General features: G+C 64.0%; 21 protein-coding genes. 14 read left to right on the plus strand and 7 right to left on the minus strand.

The window, feature by feature from the left end:
- The first annotated feature begins 143 nt into the window (after window positions 1-143).
- From EO094_RS04235 to choV, 7 genes are all read left to right on the plus strand, one after another.
- Window positions 144-596, plus strand: a complete 453-nt coding sequence (locus tag EO094_RS04235; protein ID WP_128291034.1) for a c-type cytochrome — start codon at window positions 144-146, stop codon at window positions 594-596.
- A 13-nt stretch (window positions 597-609) separates the two neighbouring features.
- Entirely contained in the window at window positions 610-1956 is a 1347-nt protein-coding gene (locus EO094_RS04240; RefSeq protein ID WP_128291035.1) for a cbb3-type cytochrome c oxidase subunit I, read from the plus strand.
- Window positions 1957-2037: 81 nt separating this feature from the next.
- Window positions 2038-2847: a CbbQ/NirQ/NorQ/GpvN family protein gene (locus EO094_RS04245; RefSeq protein ID WP_128291036.1), complete on the plus strand. Its 810-nt coding sequence runs from the start codon at window positions 2038-2040 to the stop codon at window positions 2845-2847.
- A 5-nt stretch (window positions 2848-2852) separates the two neighbouring features.
- Window positions 2853-4760, plus strand: a complete 1908-nt coding sequence (locus EO094_RS04250) for a nitric oxide reductase activation protein NorD (protein WP_128291037.1) — start codon at window positions 2853-2855, stop codon at window positions 4758-4760.
- A gap of 126 nt (window positions 4761-4886) precedes the next feature.
- Window positions 4887-5357, plus strand: coding sequence for a pseudoazurin (locus EO094_RS04255; RefSeq protein ID WP_128291813.1), 471 nt, complete (start codon window positions 4887-4889; stop codon window positions 5355-5357).
- A 364-nt stretch (window positions 5358-5721) separates the two neighbouring features.
- Window positions 5722-6564 (plus strand): choline ABC transporter permease subunit, encoded by an 843-nt coding sequence (gene choW / locus EO094_RS04260; RefSeq protein ID WP_128291038.1) that lies wholly within the window; start codon window positions 5722-5724, stop codon window positions 6562-6564.
- Window positions 6561-7772, plus strand: a complete 1212-nt coding sequence (choV, locus tag EO094_RS04265) for a choline ABC transporter ATP-binding protein (protein ID WP_128291039.1) — start codon at window positions 6561-6563, stop codon at window positions 7770-7772. The genes choW and choV overlap by 4 nt, the downstream gene beginning before the upstream one ends.
- On the opposite strand, the gene EO094_RS04270 is transcribed toward choV, so the two are convergent.
- Window positions 7760-8197 carry an EamA family transporter gene (locus EO094_RS04270; RefSeq protein WP_128291040.1) on the minus strand — a complete coding sequence of 146 codons (438 nt, stop codon included), beginning with the start codon at window positions 8195-8197 and terminating at the stop codon, window positions 7760-7762. The two genes, choV and EO094_RS04270, sit on opposite strands and share 13 nt — an antisense overlap.
- Window positions 8198-8382: 185 nt before the next feature.
- Between EO094_RS04270 and ykgO the strand changes: the two genes are divergently transcribed.
- Both ykgO and EO094_RS04280 read left to right on the plus strand, forming a co-directional pair.
- Window positions 8383-8508, plus strand: coding sequence for a type B 50S ribosomal protein L36 (gene ykgO / locus EO094_RS04275; RefSeq protein WP_092815928.1), 126 nt, complete (start codon window positions 8383-8385; stop codon window positions 8506-8508).
- Between the two features lie 84 nt (window positions 8509-8592).
- On the plus strand, window positions 8593-9225 hold the full coding sequence (locus EO094_RS04280; protein ID WP_128291041.1) for a tetratricopeptide repeat protein: 633 nt from the start codon (window positions 8593-8595) through the stop codon (window positions 9223-9225).
- A 146-nt stretch (window positions 9226-9371) separates the two neighbouring features.
- Here EO094_RS04280 and pyk read toward each other — a convergent pair whose 3' ends face one another.
- From pyk to EO094_RS04295, 3 genes are all read right to left on the minus strand, one after another.
- Complete coding sequence (gene pyk / locus EO094_RS04285) at window positions 9372-10808, minus strand: pyruvate kinase (RefSeq protein WP_128291042.1); 1437 nt, start codon at window positions 10806-10808, stop codon at window positions 9372-9374.
- Entirely contained in the window at window positions 10805-11221 is a 417-nt protein-coding gene (locus EO094_RS04290; RefSeq protein WP_244514634.1) for a DUF1036 domain-containing protein, read from the minus strand. Before EO094_RS04290 ends, pyk begins: the two co-directional genes overlap by 4 nt.
- Window positions 11222-11383: 162 nt before the next feature.
- Window positions 11384-12310: a DMT family transporter gene (locus EO094_RS04295; RefSeq protein ID WP_246008357.1), complete on the minus strand. Its 927-nt coding sequence runs from the start codon at window positions 12308-12310 to the stop codon at window positions 11384-11386.
- A gap of 99 nt (window positions 12311-12409) precedes the next feature.
- On the opposite strand from EO094_RS04295, the gene EO094_RS04300 reads away from it, so the two are divergent.
- The 4 genes from EO094_RS04300 to glpD all read left to right on the plus strand — a co-directional run bounded on the left by EO094_RS04300 (window position 12410) and on the right by glpD (window position 15579).
- Window positions 12410-13234, plus strand: coding sequence for an N-formylglutamate amidohydrolase (locus EO094_RS04300; protein WP_128291043.1), 825 nt, complete (start codon window positions 12410-12412; stop codon window positions 13232-13234).
- 11 nt (window positions 13235-13245) lie between these two features.
- The gene (locus EO094_RS04305; RefSeq protein WP_128291044.1) at window positions 13246-13545 is read left to right on the plus strand and encodes a DUF1244 domain-containing protein; all 300 of its coding nucleotides are present in this window, start codon (window positions 13246-13248) and stop codon (window positions 13543-13545) included.
- 110 nt (window positions 13546-13655) lie between these two features.
- The gene (locus tag EO094_RS04310; protein ID WP_128291045.1) at window positions 13656-13943 is read left to right on the plus strand and encodes a DUF2312 domain-containing protein; all 288 of its coding nucleotides are present in this window, start codon (window positions 13656-13658) and stop codon (window positions 13941-13943) included.
- Window positions 13944-14058: 115 nt separating this feature from the next.
- Window positions 14059-15579, plus strand: coding sequence for a glycerol-3-phosphate dehydrogenase (gene glpD / locus EO094_RS04315; RefSeq protein ID WP_128291046.1), 1521 nt, complete (start codon window positions 14059-14061; stop codon window positions 15577-15579).
- Between the two features lie 61 nt (window positions 15580-15640).
- On the opposite strand, the gene EO094_RS04320 is transcribed toward glpD, so the two are convergent.
- The 3 genes from EO094_RS04320 to EO094_RS04330 all read right to left on the minus strand — a co-directional run bounded on the left by EO094_RS04320 (window position 15641) and on the right by EO094_RS04330 (window position 21037).
- Window positions 15641-17464, minus strand: coding sequence for a peptidoglycan L,D-endopeptidase MepK (locus EO094_RS04320; RefSeq protein WP_246008358.1), 1824 nt, complete (start codon window positions 17462-17464; stop codon window positions 15641-15643).
- Between the two features lie 153 nt (window positions 17465-17617).
- Window positions 17618-19456, minus strand: coding sequence for a L,D-transpeptidase family protein (locus tag EO094_RS04325; RefSeq protein ID WP_128291047.1), 1839 nt, complete (start codon window positions 19454-19456; stop codon window positions 17618-17620).
- A 39-nt stretch (window positions 19457-19495) separates the two neighbouring features.
- Complete coding sequence (locus EO094_RS04330) at window positions 19496-21037, minus strand: sigma-54-dependent transcriptional regulator (protein ID WP_205649816.1); 1542 nt, start codon at window positions 21035-21037, stop codon at window positions 19496-19498.
- A 243-nt stretch (window positions 21038-21280) separates the two neighbouring features.
- On the opposite strand from EO094_RS04330, the gene EO094_RS04335 reads away from it, so the two are divergent.
- A complete protein-coding gene (locus tag EO094_RS04335; RefSeq protein ID WP_128291049.1) occupies window positions 21281-23143 on the plus strand; it encodes a M3 family oligoendopeptidase in 1863 nt (620 codons plus the stop codon).
- The last annotated feature ends 514 nt before the right edge of the window (window positions 23144-23657 follow it).

The following is a 23657-nucleotide window of genomic DNA, read 5'->3' on the forward strand; positions in this document are numbered from 1 at the left end:
CCGAGCACGAAGCTCCTGCCGCTTCCAAAGTTTGCGTTTCTGCAAAGAGCGCCACGGCGTGGCTGCGTAAGTCGTCTGCCCATCGACACGAGTGCCTGCAGCAAGAGGAACGCCATGCCTGCCTGTCACCGGAGCCACGCGCGATGAGCGAGCGCTTCACCAAATCCGCGGCCCGCAACATTTTCTATGGCGGGTCGATCTTCTTTTTCGTCGCCTTCGTCGGCCTGACGGCGGAGAGCCACTGGCACATCGTGAGCCAATCGACCGACACGGCGACGCTCACGCCTTCCGTCGCGCACGGCAAGAGGGTGTGGGAAAAGAATGCCTGCATCGACTGCCACACGCTGCTCGGCGAAGGCGCCTATTTCGCGCCCGAGCTCGGCAATGTCTGGGTGCGCTACGGCGGACGCGACGATCCAGAGATCGCGCGCGAAGGCCTCAAAGCCTGGATCCGCTCCATGCCGACCGGCATCGAGGGCCGCCGGCAGATGCCGCACTTCGATCTCAGCGAAAAAGAACTGAACGATCTCATCGACTTCTTGGAATGGACCAGCCGCATCGACACGCAGGACTGGCCGCCGAACGACGCCGGCTGAAGGAACAAAACCCATGAAATACGCATCGCAAAGAGTGGCGTACTGGTACTTCGCCGGCGCCATGAGCTTGTTCGCCGTCCAGCTTCTCGCCGGCACGTTGGCGGGGACCGTCTACGTCCTGCCGAACTTCCTGTCGGAATTGCTGCCGTTCAACATCATCCGGATGATTCACACCAACGCGCTGATCGTCTGGCTTTTGATGGGCTTCTTCGGCTGTGCCTATTACCTCGTGCCGGAAGAGGCGGAGCGGGATATCGAAAGCCCGTTTCTCGCCTATGTGCAGCTCGGGCTCTTGATGTTCGGGGCGCTGTCGGCCGTCGCGGGCTACACGGTCGGTATCCATGAGGGCCGCGAGTTCCTGGAACAGCCTTTGTGGATCAAGGTGGCGATCGCCGTCGTCGCGGTGATCTTCCTCTACAATATTTCGATGACGGTGCTGCGCGGTCGCAAGACGGCGGTCACCAATGTCCTGCTTCTGGGCCTCTGGGGCATCGCCGTCTTCTGGCTGTTCGCCTTCTACGAGCCCACCAACATCTCTCTCGACAAGGTCTACTGGTGGTACATCGTCCATCTGTGGGTCGAAGGCGTGTGGGAATTGGTAATGGCCTCCGTCCTCGCCTTCCTGATGATCAAGATGACCGGCGTCGATCGCGAAGTGATCGAAAAATGGCTCTATTCCATCGTCGGACTGGCGCTGTTTTCGGGGCTCCTGGGCACCGGCCACCATTATTACTGGATCGGTGCGCCAGGGTACTGGCAGTGGGTCGGCTCGATCTTCTCAGCGCTCGAAGTCGCGCCCTTCTTCGCCATGGTGATCTTCGCCTTCTCGATGGCCTGGCGCGGCCGGCGCGATCATCCCAACAAGGCCGCGATGTTGTGGTCTCTCGGCTGCACGGTGGGTGCCTTCTTCGGCGCGGGCGTGTGGGGCTTCCTGCACACCCTGTCCTTCGTGAACTATTACAGCCACGGCACGCAGCTCACCGCAGCCCACGGGCATCTCGCTTTCTTCGGCGCCTATGTGATGCTGAATCTTGCCCTCATCACCTATGCGATGCCGTATCTGCGCGGCCACAAGCCTTACAACCAGTCGCTCAACATCCTCTCCTTCTGGATCATGACGACGGCGATGACGGTGATGACCTTCGCGCTCACCTTCGCGGGCATCGTCCAGATCCAGCTGCAGCGCGTGATGGGCGAAAGCTACATGGAGGTGCAGGACCAGCTCGCCATGTTCTACTGGATCCGTCTCGGCTCCGGCGCCCTCGTGGTCGTGGCCGCGCTTCTCTACCTCTATTCGATTTTCGGTCCCGTGCGGGAACGCGGTGCCAGTCGGACTGCGGCCTTGCAGCCCGCCGAATAGATTGAGCCAGCGCCGGGCGGGATCCCGCCCGGCGTCTCTTCCCGAGCAGCCGAAATTTTTAGAAACTCGCCGGAGCCCATCATGTCCGCGCTGATCAACACAGCCCTGTCCGAGCCGGAGCTTCCCTTCTACGCGCCCTCGGGCTCCGAATGCCTTCTCTTCGAACACGCCTATCGCAACCAGCTGCCGGTGCTTCTGAAGGGGCCGACCGGCTGCGGAAAGACCCGCTTCGTCGCGCATATGGCCGAAAGGCTCGGGCGGAAGCTCTACACGGTCTCCTGCCACGACGACCTGACGTCGGCGGATCTCACCGGGCGCTATCTTCTGAAGGGTGGTGAGACGGTCTGGGTCGACGGGCCGCTGACGCGGGCGGTGCGCGAAGGCGCGATCGTTTATCTCGACGAGGTGGTGGAGGCCCGCAAGGACGTGACGGTCGTCCTGCATCCGGTCACCGACGACCGCCGTCTCCTGCCGCTTGAACGCACCGGCGAGCTCCTCGCCGCGCCGCCAGAATTCATGCTCGTCGTGTCGTATAATCCCGGTTACCAGAATGTCCTGAAATCCTTGAAGCCGAGCACGCGCCAGCGTTTTGTGGCGCTCGAGTTCGGCTTTCCGGCACCTGAGGAAGAGGCGCGCATCGTCGCCAGCGAAAGCGGATTGCCGCGCGAGCGCTGCGTGCCGCTCGTACGGGTCGCCAATGCGCTGCGCGAACTCACGGGACAGGACATCGAGGAAGGCGCCTCGACGCGTCTCGTCATCCATTGCGCGAGCCTGATCGCAAGCGGCATCAAGCCGGAGATCGCGATCGAGGCTGCGCTCTTGCAGCCGCTGACCGACGATCCCGACGTGATGACGGCGCTTGCCCGCATCGCAGAAATCGCGCTCGGCTGACGGCGATGTCGATCTTCGAGCCCGAGGAGACGGTCGGCGTCTTCTGGCACCGGCTTGTGGGCGGTGTCAGCACCTATCGGCATCATCCGGAGGCGGCCGTCCGTCTCGACGAGGTGCGCACGCGGCTCGGCGTCATGTTTCGCGCTTTCGGCGGCAGCGGTGCCGTCCGCATCGCCGAAGGGGCGGCGAGCGTCTCCTTGCACCGGCTGCCGCTCTTGCAGAAGGTCGGGCTCGGGGCGGAAAGGATGCCACGGGCGATCCTCGATGCGGAGACGCTGCGGCTGCCGGATGTGCTCGACGTTTTTCCGGCCCGCGCCGACAACGAGGCGCTTTATGAATGGCTTGCGGCCTGGTTTGCGCATGCCGGGGCGACACCGACGGCCGCCGATCCGCTCGTTGCGGACGTCTTGCGGCTGCGGGCCGCGGTCGCCGCAATCCGCACGACGCTGGTGGCCTGGCCCGGATTGCGGACGACTTATCAGCGCTTGCGGCAGGCGACACTGGAGGTGCGCCCGCGCCGGGCTCTCTCCGGCTCTGAGGCCGAGATCGAGGCTGCGATCATGAGCCTTCTGGGCGGCCGCCGGGCCGATGGCGGACGGTTTCTGGCGCTGATCGAGGACGCGCATATTGCCATTGCCGGCCTCTCAGCCCCGCGGGGTTACCGGCCGTTTCTGCCGGTGCCGCTCTGGGGCGAGGTGATGGCCGGCGACGGGTTGGCCCGCGCGGAGGAGGGTGACGAGCCGGGCGGGGAATCCGTCACGGTCGATGCCAGGCGCAGGCGGGCCTCGCGCCACGAGAGCGAGCAGAGCGACCGCGGCGATTCGCTGATTCTGCACCGTTTCGAGACGATCTTCAGCGTCGCCGAAATGGTCAACGTCAACCGCAAGGTCGAAGACGACGACGAGGACGGCGCCCGTCAGGCGGCCGACGATTTGCCCGAACTCAGCATCGGCTCGAACCGGCAGCGCGCCGCAAGTCGGGTCAAAATGGATCTCGATCTGGCGCCGGCAGCGGCCGAAGGGGAGGTGCTTTCTGCGAGCCTCACCTATCCCGAATGGGACTTTAAGCGGCATTGCTATCGCCGCGATCATTGCCGGGTGATCGCCGGACCAGCGGCCGAAGAGGGCGAGGACTGGACGCCCGACGCGGAGATGCAACGGCGCATTCGCCAGGTCCGGCGGCAGTTCGAGGCGCTCCGCCCGAAGCGTCAGATCTTTTACGGCGAGCCCGATGGCGAGGATATCGATCTTGCGGCGATCGTGCGCGATGTCGCCGAGCGCCGGGCTGGCGGGGCCGGCTCGGAGCGTGTGTTCACGACTGCGCGGGCCACTGACCGCGATCTCTCCATGGCCGTCCTCATGGACGTCTCTTTATCGACGGATGCGTGGCTGGGCGGCCACCGCGTGCTCGACGTGGAGAAGAGCGCGCTCCTCGCCCTGACGCACGGGCTCACCGCCTGTGGCGACGAGCATGCGATCTTCACCTTCACCTCCAGGCGCCGAACGTCTGTAAGCGTTGCAAGCGTCAAGGATTACAACGAGCCGCTCGGCGCGCGGGTGATCCGGAGGGTCGAGGCGCTCAAACCTGGCCAGTATACCCGCATGGGTGCCGCCATCCGGCATGTTGCCGCCGGCCTCAAAGAGCGGCCGCAGCGGCACCGGCTGCTTCTGCTTCTGACCGACGGCAAGCCGAACGACATCGATTATTACGAGGGCCGCTACGGCATCGAGGATACGCGCATGGCGATCCGCGAGGCTCGTAAGGACGGCATCCGCGTCTTCGGTGTCACCGTCGATGAGGCGGCGCGCGATTACTTTCCCTATCTCTTCGGCCGCGGCGCCTATGCGATCGTCCCGCATGGCGAGCGGCTGCCGGCGGCTCTGCCGGCGATCTATCGCCATCTCACCGCCTGAGAGACGGGCCGGTGGCGCCGCGTCAAATGTCCAAGTGTTTGTGATTGCACAAAGTTTGTCGGTCGGAAGGGCTCTATCAAGACGCCATGGCGCACCCCCGGACGCCGCAACGACAGGACCATGATCATGACCCTCGCCAAGACCTCTCTCGCCGCTTTCGCCGCCAGCCTCGCGCTCGCATCCTTTGCGCTCCCGGCTCAGGCGGAAGAGTTCGACGTCAAGATGCTCAACAAGGGCGAAAAGGGCGTCATGGTCTTCGAACCGGATTTCGTGCGGGCGCAGCCGGGCGACACGATCAATTTCATCGCCGCCAATCCTGGGCACAACGCCGAAACCATGAAGGGCATGCTCCCGGAGGGTGCTGAAGCCTTCAAGAGCAAGACGAGCAAGGATTTCTCCGTGACGCTCGACAAGGAAGGCGTCTACGGCGTTCGCTGCACACCGCATTTCGCCATGGGGATGGTGGCGCTCATCGTCGTCGGCGATCCCTCGAGCAATCTCGAAGAGGCCAAAGCCGTGAAGACGCCGGGCATGGCGAAGAAGAAGTTCAGCGCGCTCTTCGACCAGGCGGCCGAGCACGATGTTGCCGCCAAATAGGCCGCGCCCGAGACAGTCTGGGCCGGAGGGGATGCCCCTCCGGCCACTCAGCTCTCGGCGGCCACTCAGCTCTCGGCGGCCGCTCAGCGTTCGGTGCCATAGTTTCTCTCTGGCGAGACGGCGCCTCTGTGACAAAGACGCGCTGTGGAAATCGGGCGTTCCTGGCGTGGCCAGAAACCGCCGTTTCACGCGCCTTCACGGCCGTGTGAACAGGAGATTTTGATATCGCTCTGCCGCAAGCGAAAGCGGTACGAGGCGAGGCCGGTCGTGCGATTGCACTTGGAAGTCGCCGAGGAGTCTGGTTTCTTGCGCCCCCATGGCCGCTGCTGTTTCGCGCGGTGAAGCAAGGGGGAACGAAGAGCGTATGGAGTGGCTGACAGAGCACAAACTGCCGATCGGCGCATTGGCGCGCGACGGCGTCGACTGGCTGACAGCCAACGCCTCCGGCTTCTTCGATAGCATCTCCTTTGCCCTCAGCTATGTGATCGACGCGATCCTGTTTCTCCTGCAAAAGCCACCGGCGTTTGCGGTCATCGCGTTCACCGCGGTCCTGGCTTTTCTCCTGAGGCGCTCGCTGGCTTTTGCGATCTTCGTGGCGGCGGGTCTCCTTCTCATCGTCAATCAGGGCTATTGGGAAGAGACGACGGAAACGCTCGCTCTCGTTCTGTCCTCCGCCATCATCTGCATGGTGATCGGCGTGCCGATCGGCATCGCGGCCGCGCGACGGCCCTGGCTGATGCAGGGGCTGCGGCCGATCCTCGATCTGATGCAGACGATCCCGACCTTCGTTTATCTCATCCCGGCGCTCATTCTCTTCGGGCTCGGCATGGTGCCGGGGCTGATCGCCACAGTCGTCTTCGCCATTCCGGCACCTATCCGCCTCACCCAGCTCGGCATCGTTTCGACGCCACGGCCTTTGATCGAGGCGGCCGATTCCTTCGGGGCCACCTCCTGGCAGCGCCTCTTCAAGGTCGAGCTTCCCTATGCTTTGCCGCAGATCATGGCGGGGCTCACGCAGACGATCATGCTGTCACTCTCCATGGTGGTGATCGCCGCCCTGGTCGGTGCCGACGGTCTCGGCGTGCCGACGCTGCGAGCGCTCAACCAGGTCAACATCGCCCGCGGCTTCGAGGTGGGCGTGGCGATCGTCCTCGTCGCGATCATCCTCGATCGCCTGTGCCGCGGCCAGACGGACAAAAAGGCATGAGCGAGAGATCCTCACGCCAGCCGGTCGTCCGCTTCAAAGGCGTCGATATCGTCTTCGGCGATCACCCGGCGAAAGCGCTGCCCTTGATCGATGCCGGCAAGAGCCGCGCCGAGATCCAGGACGAGACCAACCAGATTGTCGGGGTCAAGAACGCCGATCTCGACGTCTATGACGGCGAGGTCGTGGTGCTGATGGGGCTTTCCGGCTCCGGCAAGTCGACGCTTCTGCGCGCCGTCAACGGGCTCAATCCGGTGACCCGCGGCGAAGTCTTCGTGCATGACGGCGAGAGCGACGTGCCGGTGCATTCCTGCGGAACGCGGCAATTGCGCAAACTCAGGCGCAACCGCGTCTCCATGGTGTTCCAGCAATTCGCATTGCTGCCGTGGCGGACGGTGCGCGAAAACGTTGCGCTCGGGCTCGAACTCTCACATGTCGGGCGACGCCGTCGGCGCAAGGACGTCGAACGCCAGCTCGAGCTCGTCGGCCTCGGCGGCTGGGGCGACAAACGCGTGGAGGAATTGTCGGGCGGCATGCAGCAGCGCGTCGGGCTTGCCCGTGCGCTCGCCAACGATGCGCCGATCCTTCTCATGGACGAGCCGTTTTCGGCACTCGATCCTCTGATCCGCGACCGCCTGCAGGACGAGCTTCTCGATCTGCAGCGGCGGCTTCAGCGCACCATCATCTTCGTCAGTCACGATCTCGACGAGGCTTTGAAGCTCGGCAACCGCATCGCCATCATGGAAGGCGGCATCATCGTCCAGGTCGGCACGCCGCAGGAAATCGTGCTGTCGCCGGCGAGCGAGTATGTGCGCGCCTTCGTCTCGCATATGAACCCGCTCAACGTCCTGCGGGCGCAGGAGGTGATGCGGCCTCTGCGGGTGAGCGGAGAGGGGTCGACGACCACGGGCGAGGGGGCAGGAGCCGAGAACGGCGGCGCCGAGAGCTACGAACTCGTCTCGGATGGAATCGTGCGCAACGGTGAGACGCTGCCGCTCATCGATCTGCAAAATCTCCGTTCTGGTTCTCTGGCGCCCGGAAGTCTGGTGCGGGTCGGCCGCGAGACCGGGTTGCGCGATCTGATCGATGCGCGGCTGATGCATCGGGGAGATTTCGTCGTCGTCGGTGACGACGGCGTCAAAGGTGTGATCGGCGACGAGGAGCTGTTCGGTGCGCTCATCCGCGGCCGCAGCGAGCTTCAGGCGCGATAGGCGACGAGGAAGGTGCCGCCGGCAATGGCGGCGATCCCGAGCCAGTTGAGCGCGCTCAGTTTCTCTCCGAGAAAGGTGACGCCGAAGATGGCGACCAGAAGCACGCTCAATTTGTCGATCGGGGCCACCTGCGAGGCGTTTCCGAGCTGGAGCGCGCGGAAATAGCAGAGCCAGGATGCGCCGGTGGCGAGGCCCGAGAGAACAAGAAAGGCGTAGCTGCGCGCCGGGATCTCCGGCAGCCCGCGAAATTCACCGAGGGCTATGAGGATCCCGCCCAGAGCCACCAGGATGACCACCGTGCGGATGAAGGTGGCGAGATCGGAGTTGACGTTTTCCACGCCGATTTTGGCGAAGATCGCCGTCAGGGCGGCGAAGACGGCGGCAAGAAGTGCCCAGACCTGCCACGACAGAATGGGGGAAGGCATGCCGGTTCTCCTGCTATTTTGCTGGGATCGTCCCAAAGAGAGCGAGCATAGGTGGCGGGGAGGCGCGCGTCATGCCGACAAAGCGCAGATTCTCCCTCTGCGGATTGACAAAAGGCGCTGCCCGCGCATATCTCACCGCCGAAAACGAGCACGGGCGCGCGCCTGAAGGGCGCTGCGAGAGATCAATGAAAATTCGCAATTCGCTGAAGACGCTGAAGAACCGTCACCGCGAGAACCGCATGGTTCGTCGCAAGGGACGCATCTACATCATCAACAAGACGCAGAAGAAGTTCAAAGTCCGCCAGGGCTGAACCCTTCCGGTGGCCGTCTTTGCACGGCCCTCTTGTTGCATTTTCCCCTTTGACGCCGATGTCGGCAGGCTCTAGCTTTCCGGCATGAGGAAACTTTTGTGCCTGAGCGCCGGCTGTGCCGCGCTCCTCGCCGCTCTCATGATCCCGTCTCAGGGCAGGGCGCAGGAGCTGCCGCGGGCCAACCCGTTTGCGGAACATCCCTCGTCCATCATGCGCCATGAGGCGCCGTCGCTGCGCGATCTCTCGCAAGATGACCTCTTCGAGATGCTCAAGGCCGCGCCGAACGAGGCCTCCGCCAAGCCGGCGGAGAGCGAGCTGCTGCGCCGTTTCCGCGAATCCGACAGCGACACGATCGATCTGTTCATGGGCTGGGCGAGCCGGGCGATGAATGGCGAGGAATGGGGCGCCGCTTTGGACGTGCTCGACCGGGTGGTGATTCTCGATCCGGGTTTTGCCGAAGGCTGGAACAAGCGGGCGACGGCGCATTTCGCGCAGAAGGAATACGGCAAGTCGATCGCCGATATCGAGCGCACGCTGCAGATCGAGCCGCGCCATTTCGGGGCGCTTGTCGGGCTCGGTATGATTCTGCGCGAGCTCGACGAGAAGGACGAGGCGATCGCCGCGTTCAAGGCGGCTCTTGCCATCCATCCCCAATTGACGGAAGCGCGCGAGGCGCTCGAAGAGCTGGAAAAGGAACAGGCCGGCCAGGAGATCTGATCGCTGGCCGTGCGTCTTCTGGCTCGGCGTCTGTGGGCAGACCTCTCCTGACAGAGCGTCTGGGGCGTCAAATGCCGGCTGCAGCAGATCAGGCGCCGAGAGGTTCGGCGCCTTTTCTCTTTTCAGATGCTGGCCAGAGGCCGGCCTTACATCCCTGAATGACCGTCCGGGCTGACAAAGGCGAGCCGGAGGAGATTGGTCGACCCCGGCGTGCCGAACGGGACGCCGGCCGTCGTGATGATCCGCTCTCCCGGAGCGGCGAAGCCCTCGTTGTAGGCAACGGAGCAGGCCCGGTCGACCATCTCGTCAATGTCCATGACGTCGTCGCTGACGACGCAATGCAGTCCCCAGACGAGGGAGAGCCGACGCGCCGTCTCGCGCACGGGCGACAAAGCGAGGATCGGCACGGTCGGCCGCTCGCGCGAGGCGCGCATGCTCGTCGAACCCGACGATGTGAAACAGACGATGGCCGCAAGCGACAGGGTCTCGGCGATCTGGCGCGCTGCGGCCGTAATGGCATCGGCACCGGTTGCCAGCGGTTCGGCCCGCTGGGCATTGATGATCATCGGATAATACTGATCGCGCTCGACCGCTTCGGCGATGGAATTCATCACGCGCACGGCATCGACGGGATGCTCGCCGGATGCCGATTCGGCCGACAGCATGACGGCATCGGCCCCTTCGAAGACGGCGCCGGCCACGTCCGACACCTCGGCGCGCGTCGGGGTTGCCGCGCCGATCATCGATTCCAGCATCTGCGTCGCCACGACGACCGGCTTGCCGGCGGCCCGGCCGGCCCGCGTGATGCGCTTTTGAATGCCCGGCACCTGCTCGAGCGGGATTTCGACGCCGAGATCGCCGCGCGCCACCATGATGGCATCGGCGAGCTCGATGATCTCGTCGAGCTGTTCGACGGCCTGGGGTTTTTCGATCTTGGCGAGCACGCCGACGCGCCCGCGCGCCAGCTTGCGCACTTCGGCGATGTCGTCCGGGCGCTGAATGAAGGACATCGCGACCCAATCAATGGGTTCTTCGAGCGCGGCTTCGAGATCGCGCCGATCCTTTGGGGTGAGGGCCGAGGTCTTGAGCGTCGTGTCCGGCAGGCTGACGCCCTTGCGGTTGGAAAGCTGCGAGCCGGCGATCACCTCGGTTTCCGCCTGGTCCGGCGCGTTCTTGATGACGCGCAGCTGGACGCGGCCGTCATCGAGGAGAACGCGGGCGCCGGGGCGCAGGGATTCCATCACGTCGCGATGCGGCAGCTGCACACGATTCTTGTCGCCAGGTGTCGGGTCGCTGTCGAGGATGAGCTTCTGACCGATTTCGAGCGGGATGCGGCCTTCCGCGAACTCACCGATCCTGAGCTTTGGACCCTGCAAATCTACGAGAATGCCGATCGGGCGACCGTGCTCGGCCTCCACATTGCGGATGAGGCGCACCAGGCGGCGCATTTCCTCATGGGTGGCGTGGCTCATATTGATGCGGAAAATATCCGCTCCGGCCACGAAGAGTGCGCTGATCGTCTCAGCGGTGTTCGAGGCAGGACCCAGAGTTGCCAGGATCTTGACCTTGCGATTGCGTCTCATTGGCTATCCACGCCCCCGCTCGTCTGTTCTGTCAATTGTACTGTCCAGCTTGCCTGTTCGCCGGTGTCGACCTCGAAAAAGCCCGTTCTTTGGAAGCCGCGGGCGACGCAGTCGCCGACACTGGTGATGGTGAATTCCTTGTCCCGCGTGCACATGAAGGCCTTGCCGCCCCATTCGCCACCGCGGTCGTAGTCGACGGCGTAAATGTAATAGTAGCGGGCTGACAGGGCCCCGGCGAGAAGCGTTTCGCATACGCCGGGATCAATGTTCCACCAACCTTCCGTCTGCCAGTCGTCGGCTCCCTTGTAGCCGATTGCAACCCCGACGCGGCTCGAGGTCTTGTTGCACAACCGAAGGTCTGCCAAGGCGGTTCCGGCTGTCGCGGCGAGGAAGGCGGCTAGGGTGGTGACCATCAGCCCGAGACGTACTGGCGTCATAAGGTCTCTCGACGTTCTCACATTCTCGGCTGCCCCAGCGCGGGTTTTGCGCAGTGAGCGCGGCTTGTCAACGAGGTGGTGCGGCAAAGTCGTTGCTGCAACGGCGAGATTTTGGGCAGATGGTCGTGTGGGGAGCACTCAGAGCGGCTTGGTGACGGGGCGATGCGTGCGGGGCCGCGCAAAGATGACACCTGCGAAGATCGCGGCCGCACCGACCGCCTGGAGGGCGCCGAGCGATTCGTTGAAGACGAGATAGCCGAGGAGAGCCGCGGCAACCCCTTCCAGAAAGATCACGAGTGCCGAGAAGGCGGCCGGCAGATGGCCGAGGGCGAAGGCGAGAAGGCCCTGGCCGCCGGAATGGCTGATGATGGCAAGCGATAAGAGGGCGCCGATCGCGGCACCGCTTTGCGGCCAAAGCTGCGCTTCCATCGAGACGGCTTCCACGGCGAGAACGGAGGCGGTGACGATGGAGGACAGAAACAGCGTCCGGCCGCCTCCGAGGACCCGCCGCGCACGGCGCACGGCGATGAAATAGCCGCCGAAAAAGAGCGAGGTGATGAGGCCATAAATATCGCCGGCGAGATTTTCCGGCGAGACGGAGAGGCTCTCGCCGATGAGGAAACCGCCGCCGAGGAGACACAGGCCCAATCCGACGACAAGCCGGCGGTCCACCGGCTCGCCGAGGAAGAGGCCGGACCCGAGCGCCACCCAGACCGGCGCGAGCGTCGCCATGAAGGTGGCGTTGGCGACCGTCGTGTTGAGAACTGCGAGATGCCAGAAGGTGAGGTCACCGGCAAAGAAGATGCCGGCCAGTGCCAGCGATCCGGCGACGGGCCGCCAGGAGGGCGCGGTGCGGCCGGACGGGGTTTCGAGCCTCGCCCAGATCCACAAGAGCGGCAGGGCAAGTGCGACGCGCCAAAAGGCGCTCGTCAAAGGGCCGACTTCGGCAAAACGGACAAAGATCGGGGAGGCGCCCATGGCAAAGGCGCCGAGCACCAGCGCGGACATCGGGATGATATCCGGCATTGCGGTCACGAGACCGCTACGTTCACCAGCTTCGCTCAAGACAATCTCCGGCACGCCTTGGCCTCGAAGCCGGGCGGCGTTATGGATGGCAGGGCCTAACATGGCCGGGCCCCTTGCGAAACTGCTTCACACGGACAGATGAACGATACGAATGCGGCGCGGGCCGTGACCGAGACCGCGCCTGCCGATTCCTACAAGGTTGTCCCGGGTGATCCGGGTGGCGGACTTCTGATCCTCTGCGATCACGCTTCGCGGCGCATGCCTCCGGAATATCGTGATCTCGGCATGCCGGCGGAAGAGCTCGAGCGCCACATCGCCTACGATATCGGCGCCGGTGCGTTGAGCGAGGAGCTCGCCGAACGTCTGGATGCACCGGCGGTTCTCACGCAATTCTCCAGATTGCTGATCGACCCCAATCGCGGCGAGGACGATCCGACCCTCGTCATGCGAATTTCCGACGGGGCGGTGGTGCCCGGCAATGCCCGCATCGGAGCTGATGAGCGCGCGCGGCGTCTTGAGCGCTTCTATCGGCCGTACCATCGCAAAGTGTCGGAGACGATTGATCAGATGATCGAGGCGGGGCGTCCGCCGGTCATCTTTTCGGTGCATTCGTTCACGCCGGATTGGAAGGGAACGCGGCGGCCCTGGCATGCAGGAATTCTGTGGGACAAGGATCCCCGCCTGCCGCTGCCGCTCTTGGAGGCGCTCAGGGGCGAGCATGGTCTCAGGATTGGCGACAACGAGCCTTACACGGGGGCTCTCGCCGGCGACACGCTTTACCGGCACGGCACGTTGCGCGGCCTCGCGCATGCCCTCGTCGAAGTCCGCAACGACCTTATCTCCACCGCTTCCGGCATCGCGGAATGGGCCGAGCGCCTGGAAGCGCTCCTGCGCCCACTTCTCGCCAATGAGGAGCTCTACGAGATCCGTCATTACGGCTCGCATGCCGATGCGCAAGCGTGAAAGGAGAGACAGTGAGCGAAGATAGGGAGCGAAGCGAGATCGAGGCGGCCGTCTTTCGCCGGCTTGTCGAGCATCTGCGCGCACGCAGCGACGTGCAAAATATCGACCTCATGAATCTTGCCGGCTTTTGCCGCAACTGCCTGTCGAACTGGTATCAGGAGGCGGCGGAGGAGAGGGGCCTTGCGCTCAGCAAGGCCGAAAGCCGCGAGATCGTCTACGGCATGCCGTACGAGGAGTGGAAGAGCCGTCACCAGACGCCGGCGAACGCCGACCAGCAAGCCGATTTCGAGAAGAACAAGCCACAGCATTAAGGGCAGGCCGGCCCGCCGCGTGGAAAACGTGGATGAGGTCTTTCCGGCATTGACCGAAGCGGGCATCACCTGCACGCGAAACCCAAGAACTTGAATCTCAGGAGAAAATCATGGCCGAAGAGTCATCCGGACCGGGCGGGGTGGCCGCCGGCCAGCTGCGCGCCTTTATCGAACGCATCGAGCGGCTGGAGGAAGAAAAGAAGACCCTGTCTGAGGATATCCGCGAGGTCTATGCGGAGGCCAAGTCGAACGGCTTCGACACCAAGGTGATGCGCCAGGTCGTCCGCCTCAGGAAGCAGGATGTCGCCGAGCGGCAGGAGCAGGAGGCGATCCTCGACCTTTATATGCATGCGCTCGGCATGGCGCCGGCGGCGCTCGACGACGATGAGGCCGCCTGACCCGTCCGATGAACGAGGATTGCGCCGCGCCCGTGTGTGAGCCTTGCGAGGCGAGACGGGCGCGATCGACCTTTCTTTCCCGCCCCTTTCTTTGCCTCCCGCAGGAGCCTCTATCATGACGCCGAGCTACGACATTCTTGTTATCGGAGGCGGCGTCAACGGATGCGGCATTGCGCGGGATGCGGTCGGGCGTGGCTGGTCGGTTCTCTTATGCGAGATGAACGATCTCGCCAGCGGCACCTCGTCGTGGTCGACGAAGCTCATTCACGGCGGTCTGCGCTATCTCGAATATTACGAGTTCCGTCTGGTGCGCGAAGCGCTGATGGAGCGGGAGAGGTTGTGGGCGATCGCGCCGCACATCATCCATCCCTTGCGTTTCGTGTTGCCGCATCATCGCGGGTTGCGCCCAGCCTGGTTTCTGCGGCTCGGACTTTTCCTCTATGACCATCTGGGCGGGCGAAAGAATCTGCCGGCGACGAAGACGCTCGATCTCAGAAACGACCCGGCCGGGGAGCCGCTTGCCGGCGATTATCGCCGCGGCTTCGAATATTCCGACTGCGCGGTCGACGATGCGCGGCTTGTGACGCTCAACGCCTGCGATGCCCGTGACCGGGGCGCGACGATCGAAACGCGGACCAAGGTCGTCAAGCTGGAGCGCGTCGAGGGCGGCTGGAAAGCCATTCTTCGCACGTCAGATGGCGAGGAGCGCGAAGTTCGCGCCCGGCTCGTGGTCAATGCGGCCGGTCCCTGGGTCGACGACGTCCTGGAGACGGCCGCGGATGCGCAGCAGCAGCCCATTCGTCTCGTGCAGGGCAGCCACATCGTCGTGCCGAAACTCTACGAGCACGACCGCGCCTATATCTTTCAGAATGCCGACGGGCGCATCGTCTTCGCGATCCCCTATGAGAGGGAGTTCACGCTGATCGGTACAACCGATCGCGATTACGACGGCGATCCCGCCAAAGTCCGCATCACGGCCGAAGAGACCAGTTATCTGTGCGAGGCGATCAGCGCTTATCTCCGTCGCACGGTGCGCCCGGACGAGGTGGTGTGGTCGTTTTCCGGTGTCCGTCCGCTCGTCGATGAAGGCAGCGGCTCAGCGCAGGCAGCGACCCGCGACTACGTTATCAAGGTCGACGATGGCGACGGCCGAGCGGCGCTCGTCAATGTTCTGGGTGGCAAGCTGACCACCTACCGGCGTCTTGCCGAGACGGTTCTTCTGCGCATCGAGGCGGTGCTCAACGAAAAGCGGGGCAAGCCCTGGACCGCCGATGCGACTCTGCCGGGCGGCGATTTTCCGATCGACGGTCTCGCCGCGCTGGAAGAGAAGGTGGCCGGCCAGCATCCGGGCCTGCCTCGTCCGCTGATCGCGCGGCTTGTGCGCGCCTATGGCACGAAGACGTTCGAGCTCCTGGAAGGGGTCTCATCGCCAGCCGATCTCGGACGGCATTTCGGCGCCGACCTCTATCAGAAGGAGGTCGAGTATCTCCGCCGTGCGGAATTCGCGGTGAGTGCGGAGGATATCCTCAACCGCCGTTCAAAACTCTGCCTGCACGTTTCGGCGGAGGACCGGGAGGCGCTCGGTCGCTATCTCGGCGAAGGGATTGCGAGCGCGGTGACGGCGCCCGCCACGTAAGCGGACGGGTCGGCGCGCACTCTTGAGCGCCGATACCACTGAGTGATCTCTGGGATCTGCGTCAGTCCAGCGACGCGACGAGAAGATAGACCTGATCGGGTTCGTCGATGAAGGCGAGGTCGTCCTTCGTGGCGAAGCGATCGGTACGCAGCTGCTCTGCCTTGCTGATCGCCCGGGCGACGCCCTCATTCACCGGAATGGCAAAGAACTCGACCGCGCCGGAGGGTCGCGGGGCCTGCAACAGGGCGAAGATGAAGGTCCGCGTCGTATCCTTGCCCATCAGGCGTGAGAGATCGCCGGAATCGGGCCTTTGGGTGATGAGGCGAGCGAGCGGTGCCGCCGGCGCCGTGATCTCGACGGCTGCAGCGAGGCTCAGCGGGGTCTCCTGCGGAATGGCGAGGCCGGCGGCTTCTTCGAGCGCGGCTGGCGCCTCGGCGCTATCCTGGGCGGGGCGATCCTGGGCGGGGCGATCCTGGGGAGAGGCATAGGCGAGCGTCGCCTCCTCTTCGGCGGCGATCCCGGTTTTCGATCCGGCGAGACCCGCAGCGGCGTCGATGGCATCAAAACCCTGTGGCTCGGCGCCGAGCGAGGCCGTCACGATCGGACGGGCTGCCGGCAGAGCGATTTCTTTCGCCGTATTCGACGGCGCCATCACGGCATTCGCCAGGACGAGGCCGGCCGTCGCCTGCGCATCGCGCGGGGAGGCGGTGGCCGGATCGGCGTTGGCAAGGGCGCGCTCATAAAGGGCCGTCAATTCGCTGGCGTCCTCGGCCGTCGCCGGGCCTGCCGTCTCAGGCATGACGGCTGGGAGGCCGTCCGGGCGGGCCTGCGCCATCGCCGCATAGGCGAGAAGACCGACAGTGTCTTGCTCGGCGATCTGAGGCGCTGCAGGTGCGGTCGGATCCGCCGTCTCCGTCCGCGTCGCCACCGCGATCGCCCGGATGGCGGAAGGAGCGGCGCGTGGCAGCATCTCCGGAGGAGACAGCTCTTGCGGCGCAACGCTGGCGACCTGAACTTCCTGAGGTGCGGAGCGTGCCGTCTGGACAGGAGCAAGGGCCCGCGCCGGAGCTGTCTTGGAGCGCATCGGGCGGGTCTGATCGCCCTCGTCCTCGTCGCCGTCGAAGACATTCTTCAGCCAGGCGACGACGGTCGCCTTCTCGTTCGGGTTCGACGATCCGCCAGATCTTCCGAGCGTCTCTTTCTTGCCGCTGCGGCCATATTCGGCGAGCACGATCTTGTAGCCCGGCAACGGTTTGCCGTCGGACGGGATGTGCAGGGTCTTGCCGTCCGGGAAGAGCGCCAGGAGCTGCTGACGCGTCATGCGCGGCCAGTGGCGGACGCTGCCGACGTCGAGATGCACGAAGGGCGAGCCGGACGTCGGATAATAGCCGACGCCGCCGACCTGTTTCTTCAATGCGATCTTTCGGAGTCTTTCGAGGGGCACACCGGGGATGAAGAAATCCATCGCCTTGCCGGCGGTGTGCTGACTGCGCTTGGCGACGCCGGAGGAGCGCTTGCGCAGCATGTTGTTGGTCTTCAGAGAGCGGAAAGCGGAGACGACCGTGACAGGGCTTTGCGCGCCGGCCTCCTGATAGACCTCCCAGACGAGGTCGAAGAGGCGCGGATCCATGTCGGTCGGCTCGTCGGCACGCCAGTCGCGCAGAAAATAGTTGAGGCGCTTCAGCTCGCGCTGGTCATAGCGGCCGTTGCGACGGAAGGTGAACTCGCCGCGTTCGCCCGTATGGGCGAAAAAGAGCTTCAGAGTTCGGTCGCCGGAACGCGATAGGGACGGATCGGAACCTCCGAGAAGGAGGGCGAAGGCCAGCGTCAGGCACACCATTGGGCCGCGCAGGCGCGAGAGTTTGAACTCGGCCGGTATCAGCAAGCGTGATCGCCTTCTTTTGCGGGAAGCCCCTTCCCCATCCCCAGGCACGAGAGCGAATTCTCGCTTCTCTTGCTTAACGCTCAATTACAAAATGGAAAGCTGTGGCGAAAATGCGACTGAGGCGCCATTTTCTCGCCTCAGCCTAGGTCATGGTTACAGATTGAGTAACTTAGCCAGCTTCTCGTCATAGCCATAAACGTCGGGAACGGTCTTCAAGCTTCCGTCTGCTTCCGGGATCATCGTGAAGTACGCAAGGAAAACCGGCAGCTTCTGCTGCAAGTTGATGCGCACTTCCTGGTTCGAATACATTCGTTTCAGTCGCGTAGAATTCCACTGGTCGTCGTGGGCCAGGATAGAGTCCGCGAACGCCATCGGATCTTGCACGCGCACGCAGCCATGAGAAAAAGCCCTCGAGGATCTCTTGAACAGGCTTTTCGCGGGTGTGTCGTGCAGGTAAACGGCGTGCCGGTTCGGGAACATGAACTTGATGCGGCCGAGCGCATTGCGGTCACCCGGCGGCTGACGAATGCGAAGCTGCCGCGTGTCGACCGCGTACCAGTCGATCCGCGTCGGATCGAGCCGGTACGTCTTGCCGCGGATGTCGGCGAGAAGCTGGTAGCCCGTCGAGTTGAAGTATCCATAAGGATCCTTCCGGATCTTGGGCAGCATTTCCGCGGTGACGATCGAATTCGGCACGTTCCAGTAAGGATTGAGGATGAGATGGTCCATCTCGTCGCCGAAAAGCGGGGTCGGATGCGACCGCTGGCCGACGACGACACGCGTCTCGTGGTTGAGCGCGCCGTCGCGGTAAACACGGACCATGAATTCCGGCACATTGACGAAGATATAGTCGTCGCTGAAGTCGCGCGGCATCCAGCGCCACCGCTCCATATTCACGATGACGGTCTTGATGCGGTTCTCGCGGCTCGCGCCGTTCAGGGTCTCAAGCGTCTGCGGACCGACCATGCCGTCGACCGAAAGGCCGTTTTCGCGCTGGAAGTCTTCGACGGCGGCGACGACCGTCTCGTCATAGAGCATCGCATCGTTGCCGGCGCGATAGGCGACCGGCGTCGGATCGAGCTTGAGATCGGCGCTGTAATCGTGCGCCTTCTCCATGAACCCTGCCGGGGGCTGTGACCGCGAGGCCTCATCCATCTTGGTGGAAGACGCGGTCTGAGCTAGCGAGCCCGTCGTTTCCGGTTCCGGCATGTCCACGGCCGGGACGGGGGCAGACTGCGCTTTCTGTGGCGGTTCCGGGATCTCGATGCCGAGCCGCTCGCGCAATGTGAGGACGCGCGGGTCGCGCTGGCCGACCTTCAAGGTCGGGCCCTCGGCGATGTGCGGCAGCGGCTTGCCGTCGCTCTCGCGCAGCTTCGCGAGCTTCGCCTTCAGCGCCTGATATTGCGGATGCGGGGGCGCAAAGGCGGAGATCGTGGCGTCGACATCCTTCGCCATGGTCGTCTTGGCGAGGGCTTCACCGAGATCCGGCAGGGCCGGCGCGTAATAGACTTCCTTGTTGACCGACTTCGGCAGAACCCGGCCGATCGCAAGATGCGTGATGAAGCGGGCGGCGTTCTCGCTGAGGGCCACGTCTTTTGCCGCAATGGCATCGGCATCGGTGAGCTCGTCTTGCGGCAGCTCGATCGCCCCATAGTCGGAAGGAGCAAGGCCGTCCTCAGCCGCGCGGGCCATGCGGTCGAGCAAGGCACGGGCCTGCTCCGTCGCTTTGCCGTCATGAATCCACACGGGAGCGAAAGACCGCTCTTCGTAGAAACTGCGCACCGACGCGGCGATGTCTTTGGCGCGCGGATCGGAATATCCCGGCTGATGGGCGAGAGCGGCCCGGATCGCTGCGGCTTCCGTCGTGATGGCCGGTGACGACGTCTCGGCGGCGTCTTCGACCCCGACCGTGGCAACCTTTAGGGCCGGTGCCGCTGCGACAGGTGTCGCCGCCATCAACGCCAGGAAAACCGCCGTGCCTCTCAATCGCATCCAACTCTCCAGTTTGTCATTCCTTGGCGAACGCGCGCCTCAGGCCGCATCGACGGCGGCCGTCTCGATCCCGTAGTCTTTCAGCTTCCGATAAAGCGTCGAGCGGCCAATATGCAGGCGCCTTGCCACTTCGCTCATTCGTCCGCCGTAATGCTCGACGGCAAAGCGCACGGCTGCCTCCTCGAGCGCATCGAGCGCCCGCATTTCACCGTCCCGATCCAGAAGATGCAGGAGACCATAAAGGGGGGGCGAGATTTTGTCAGCCGATGCGACAGGCCTGTCAGGTGTTTCCCTCTCGCGATGGTGCGCGCGTGCAACATGACCTGTGCCCGATGCCCGCGTGCTGGCCGCGGCGGCGCCCTCGTTCTGCCAGGCTTTGACCAGTTCCGGGATGGCGCCGGCATCGAGAGCCGTCTGGATCTGCGGGAAATCCCAGGGGCGCAAAAACTCTCCCTCGCACAGGATGACGGCGCGGTAGACGGCGTTTTCGAGCTGGCGAATATTGTCGGGCCAGTGGAAGGCGGCGAGAAGCGCTTCCGCCTCGGGCGCCAGCCCCTTGAGGCGAGGGCGACCCTCTTCCGCGGCGAAGCGGGCGAGGAAGGTGGCGGCGAGTGGGAGAAGATCCTCGATGCGGTCGCGCAGCGGCGGCAGCCAGATCGGGAAGACGTTGAGCCGGTAGAACAGGTCCTCACGGAAGACGCCCTCGGCCACGCGGTCGACAAGCCGACGGTCGGTCGTGGCGATGAGGCGAAAGTCGGCGCGGGCCACGCGTTCGCCGGCGAGAAGCGGGAGGGTGCCCTCTTCAAGAACGGCGGCAAGGCGCGCCTGCACGCTCGCCGGCAGGTCTGCGATCTGCCGCAAGAGCAGGGTGCCGCCCTGGGCCTCGTGAAGGCGGCCGCGAAGGGCCGGCGTCGCACCCGTCGCGGGGCGGCCGAAAAGAAGCGTTTCGATATCGTCGGCGGTGTCGGCCCCGCAATCGACGCTGACGAAGGGTCTCGCCCGGCGCGCGCTTTCGCCATGGATGGCGTGTGCGAACCATTCCTTGCCGGTGCCGGCCTCGCCCTCGATGAGGACGGGGATGGCGGAACGTGCCGCGCGCTGGCCGAGCTCCATGGTGCGCATCATCGCCGGTGCGGATGCGATCATGTCGTCGAAGGAGACGGTCTCTTCGCGCCGGTGGCGCAGGCGCTGGACCTCGCCCTGCAAAGCCGAGAGCTTGAGCGCATTGGCGATCGAGACCCGCAGGCGTTCGGGAGCCGCCGGCTTGACCAGAAAATCGAAGGCGCCGGCGCGCATCGCCGAGACGGCGGTGTCGATGCCGCCTTGCGCAGTCTGGACGATGACGGCCGGGGGCGCCGGCATTTTCTTCAGTGTTTCGAGCACCATCATGCCGTCGACATCGGGCATGACGAGGTCGAGGATCACGACATCGATCGGAGATGAGGCCGTATCTTTGATGCGGTCCAGAGCGGACTGACCGCCGGATACCGATTCCGACAGATAGCCGAAGGATTGCATCATGCCTGCGAGCAGACGCAGGGTGATCGGGTCGTCATCGACCAGAAGCATACGAGCTGGCATCAAGCGTCTTCGTGGGCACGAGAGCGTTTCATTTCGCATCAAGCTGCCCCGACTCAGGTTAAGGGGTTGTTACCCATGACGCGGAAGCGGTGGAATTCTTGCCCGCCGAGATCGCTTGCGCCGTGCCGAAATTTTCGGCCGCAGGCGTGGGCCGCGCCCGCAAAGCTTGCTCTTGCCGCACAAATTGCCAGATGAGAGGCTGGGCGCTACGCCGTCTGCACCAGCTATCAAGGAGAATGATTGATGCGCACCGAGCAGAGTTTGCTGCAATTCCAGCCTGGCTTCGATGTGACGAAGGAGGGTGCGCAGGTCGCAGACGAGGGCCTCGGCGCTCTCCCGGAATGGGATCTGACCGACCTCTACCCGTCGATGGATGCGCCGGAAGTGGCCGCCGATATCGCCAAGGTCGACGAAAAGGCGACGGCCTTCGAAGGGGCCTATAAGGGCAAGCTTGCCGAGATCGCGCAAAGTGCGGATGGCGGCAGCCGCCTTGCCGGTGTGATCGAGGAATTTCAGGCGATCGAAGAGATCATCGGCCGGCTGGTGAGCTATGCGGGGCTCGTCTATGCCGGCGATACCAGCGATCCGAAGCGGGCAAAATTCAACGGCGATCTGCAGGACAAGCTGACGGCGGTTTCCACGAAGCTCTTGTTCTTCCCGCTGGAGCTCAACCGGATCGACGATGCGGTGCTCGACAAGGCCATGGCGAGCCCGGAGCTTGCGCATTGGAAGCCGTGGCTCGACGATCTGCGCGAAGAGCGCCCCTACCAGCTTTCAGACGAGATCGAGAGGCTCTTCCATGAGAAGTCGCTGACGGGCCGCGCAGCCTGGAACCGGCTCTTCAACGAGACGATGGCGGCGCTTCGCTTCAAGGTGAACGGCAAGGATCTCACCCTGGAGCCGACGCTCAATCTTCTGACCGACCACGACGAGGCGCAGCGCAAGGCCGCCGCCACCGCGCTTGCCGATACGTTTCGCGAGAATCTGCGAACCTTCTCTTTGATCACCAATGTGCTGGCCAAGGACAAGGCGATCTCCGACAGCTGGCGTGGCTTCACGGATGTTGCGTCCGCGCGCCATCTCGCCAACCGGGTGGAGCCGGAGGTGGTCGATGCGCTGGTGCAGGCCGTGGCGACCTCCTATCCGAAGCTGTCGCACCGCTATTACGCGATGAAGGCGAAATGGCTCGGCAAGGACAAGCTCGACCATTGGGACCGCAATGCGCCTCTTCCGGAGACGTTGAAGCGGACGATCGACTGGCAGGAGGCGAAAGAGACGGTGCTTTCCGCCTATGGCAGTTTCGATCCGCGCATGGCGGAGATTGCCGGGAATTTCTTTGACAAAAGCTGGATCGATGCGCCGACGCGTTCGGGCAAGGCGCCGGGCGCCTTCGCGCATCCGACGGTGCCGAGCGCACATCCTTACGTGCTCCTCAATTACCAGGGGAAGGCGCGGGACGTGATGACGCTCGCCCACGAGCTCGGCCATGGTGTGCACCAGGTTCTGGCCGGAGAGCAGGGGCTGTTGATGGCGCAGACTCCGCTGACTTTGGCGGAGACGGCGAGCGTTTTCGGCGAGATGCTGACCTTCCGTTCCATGCTCGACAATGCCGCGACGCCGAAGGAGCGTAAGATCCTGCTCGCCGGCAAGGTCGAGGACATGCTCAACACGGTCGTGCGCCAGATCGCCTTCTATCAGTTCGAGCGCCGCGTCCACACGGCGCGTCGCGAGGGCGAACTGCCGGCCGAGGTGATCGGCGACATCTGGATGGAAGTGCAGAAGGAGAGCCTTGGACCTTCGATCCGGCTCGGCGAAGGCTATGAGGTGTTCTGGGCCTATATCCCGCACTTCGTGCATTCACCGTTCTACGTCTACGCTTATGCCTTCGGCGACTGCCTGGTGAACTCGCTCTATGCCGTCTACCGCGATGCCGAGACCGGCTTCCAAGACCGCTATTTCGACATGCTGAAAGCCGGCGGCACCAAGCGCCACAAGGAGCTCCTGGCGCCCTTCGGGCTCGATGCGTCCGATCCGGCCTTCTGGATGCAGGGGCTGTCGGTCATCGAAGGGCTGATCGACGAATTGGAGAGTGTGCAGGCTGCGTAGGCCGTGGCAGACCACGCGAATGGCGGCTTTTTCATCGGGCCTACAAAATTTGCGGATCTCGCAAATTTTGTGCTTGCCAAGCAGCCGCTTGGTGGAGAAACTCAGAATTGGTCGAAACAGCTTGAAAGGAGGTGATCCAGTGTCGAGTGAGAATGGATGGGGTATTTGCCTGATCGGTCACAGGACGGTGGAGCAACCTCTGTCGCTTTCGTGATCGAGTAAATTCTGGGCAAATCGCCCGCTTCTCGCGGAGGGCCGCCGTTCTGGCGGCCCTTTTCCTTTTGGGGAATGCGTTTTGCGGCAGGGTCCGTTTGCGGCAGGGTCCGTTTGCGGCAGGGTCCGGGCGCCCCTCACGGTCAGGCTGGGGGTGAGCCCCGCTCGCGGACAACCGCCCCCGCTTCCTCGCCCCTGTGCCGCAAAAGTTTCAGCCCGGCAATGCGCGAAAGGCGGATGCAGGTCAGCCTCAGGCACCCTATCTAGCGGATACGAAGACGCGCGCGTGTATGACGTAAAG

The organism is Afifella aestuarii, from assembly GCF_004023665.1.
In the GTDB taxonomy this organism is placed as follows: domain Bacteria; phylum Pseudomonadota; class Alphaproteobacteria; order Rhizobiales; family Afifellaceae; genus Afifella; species Afifella aestuarii.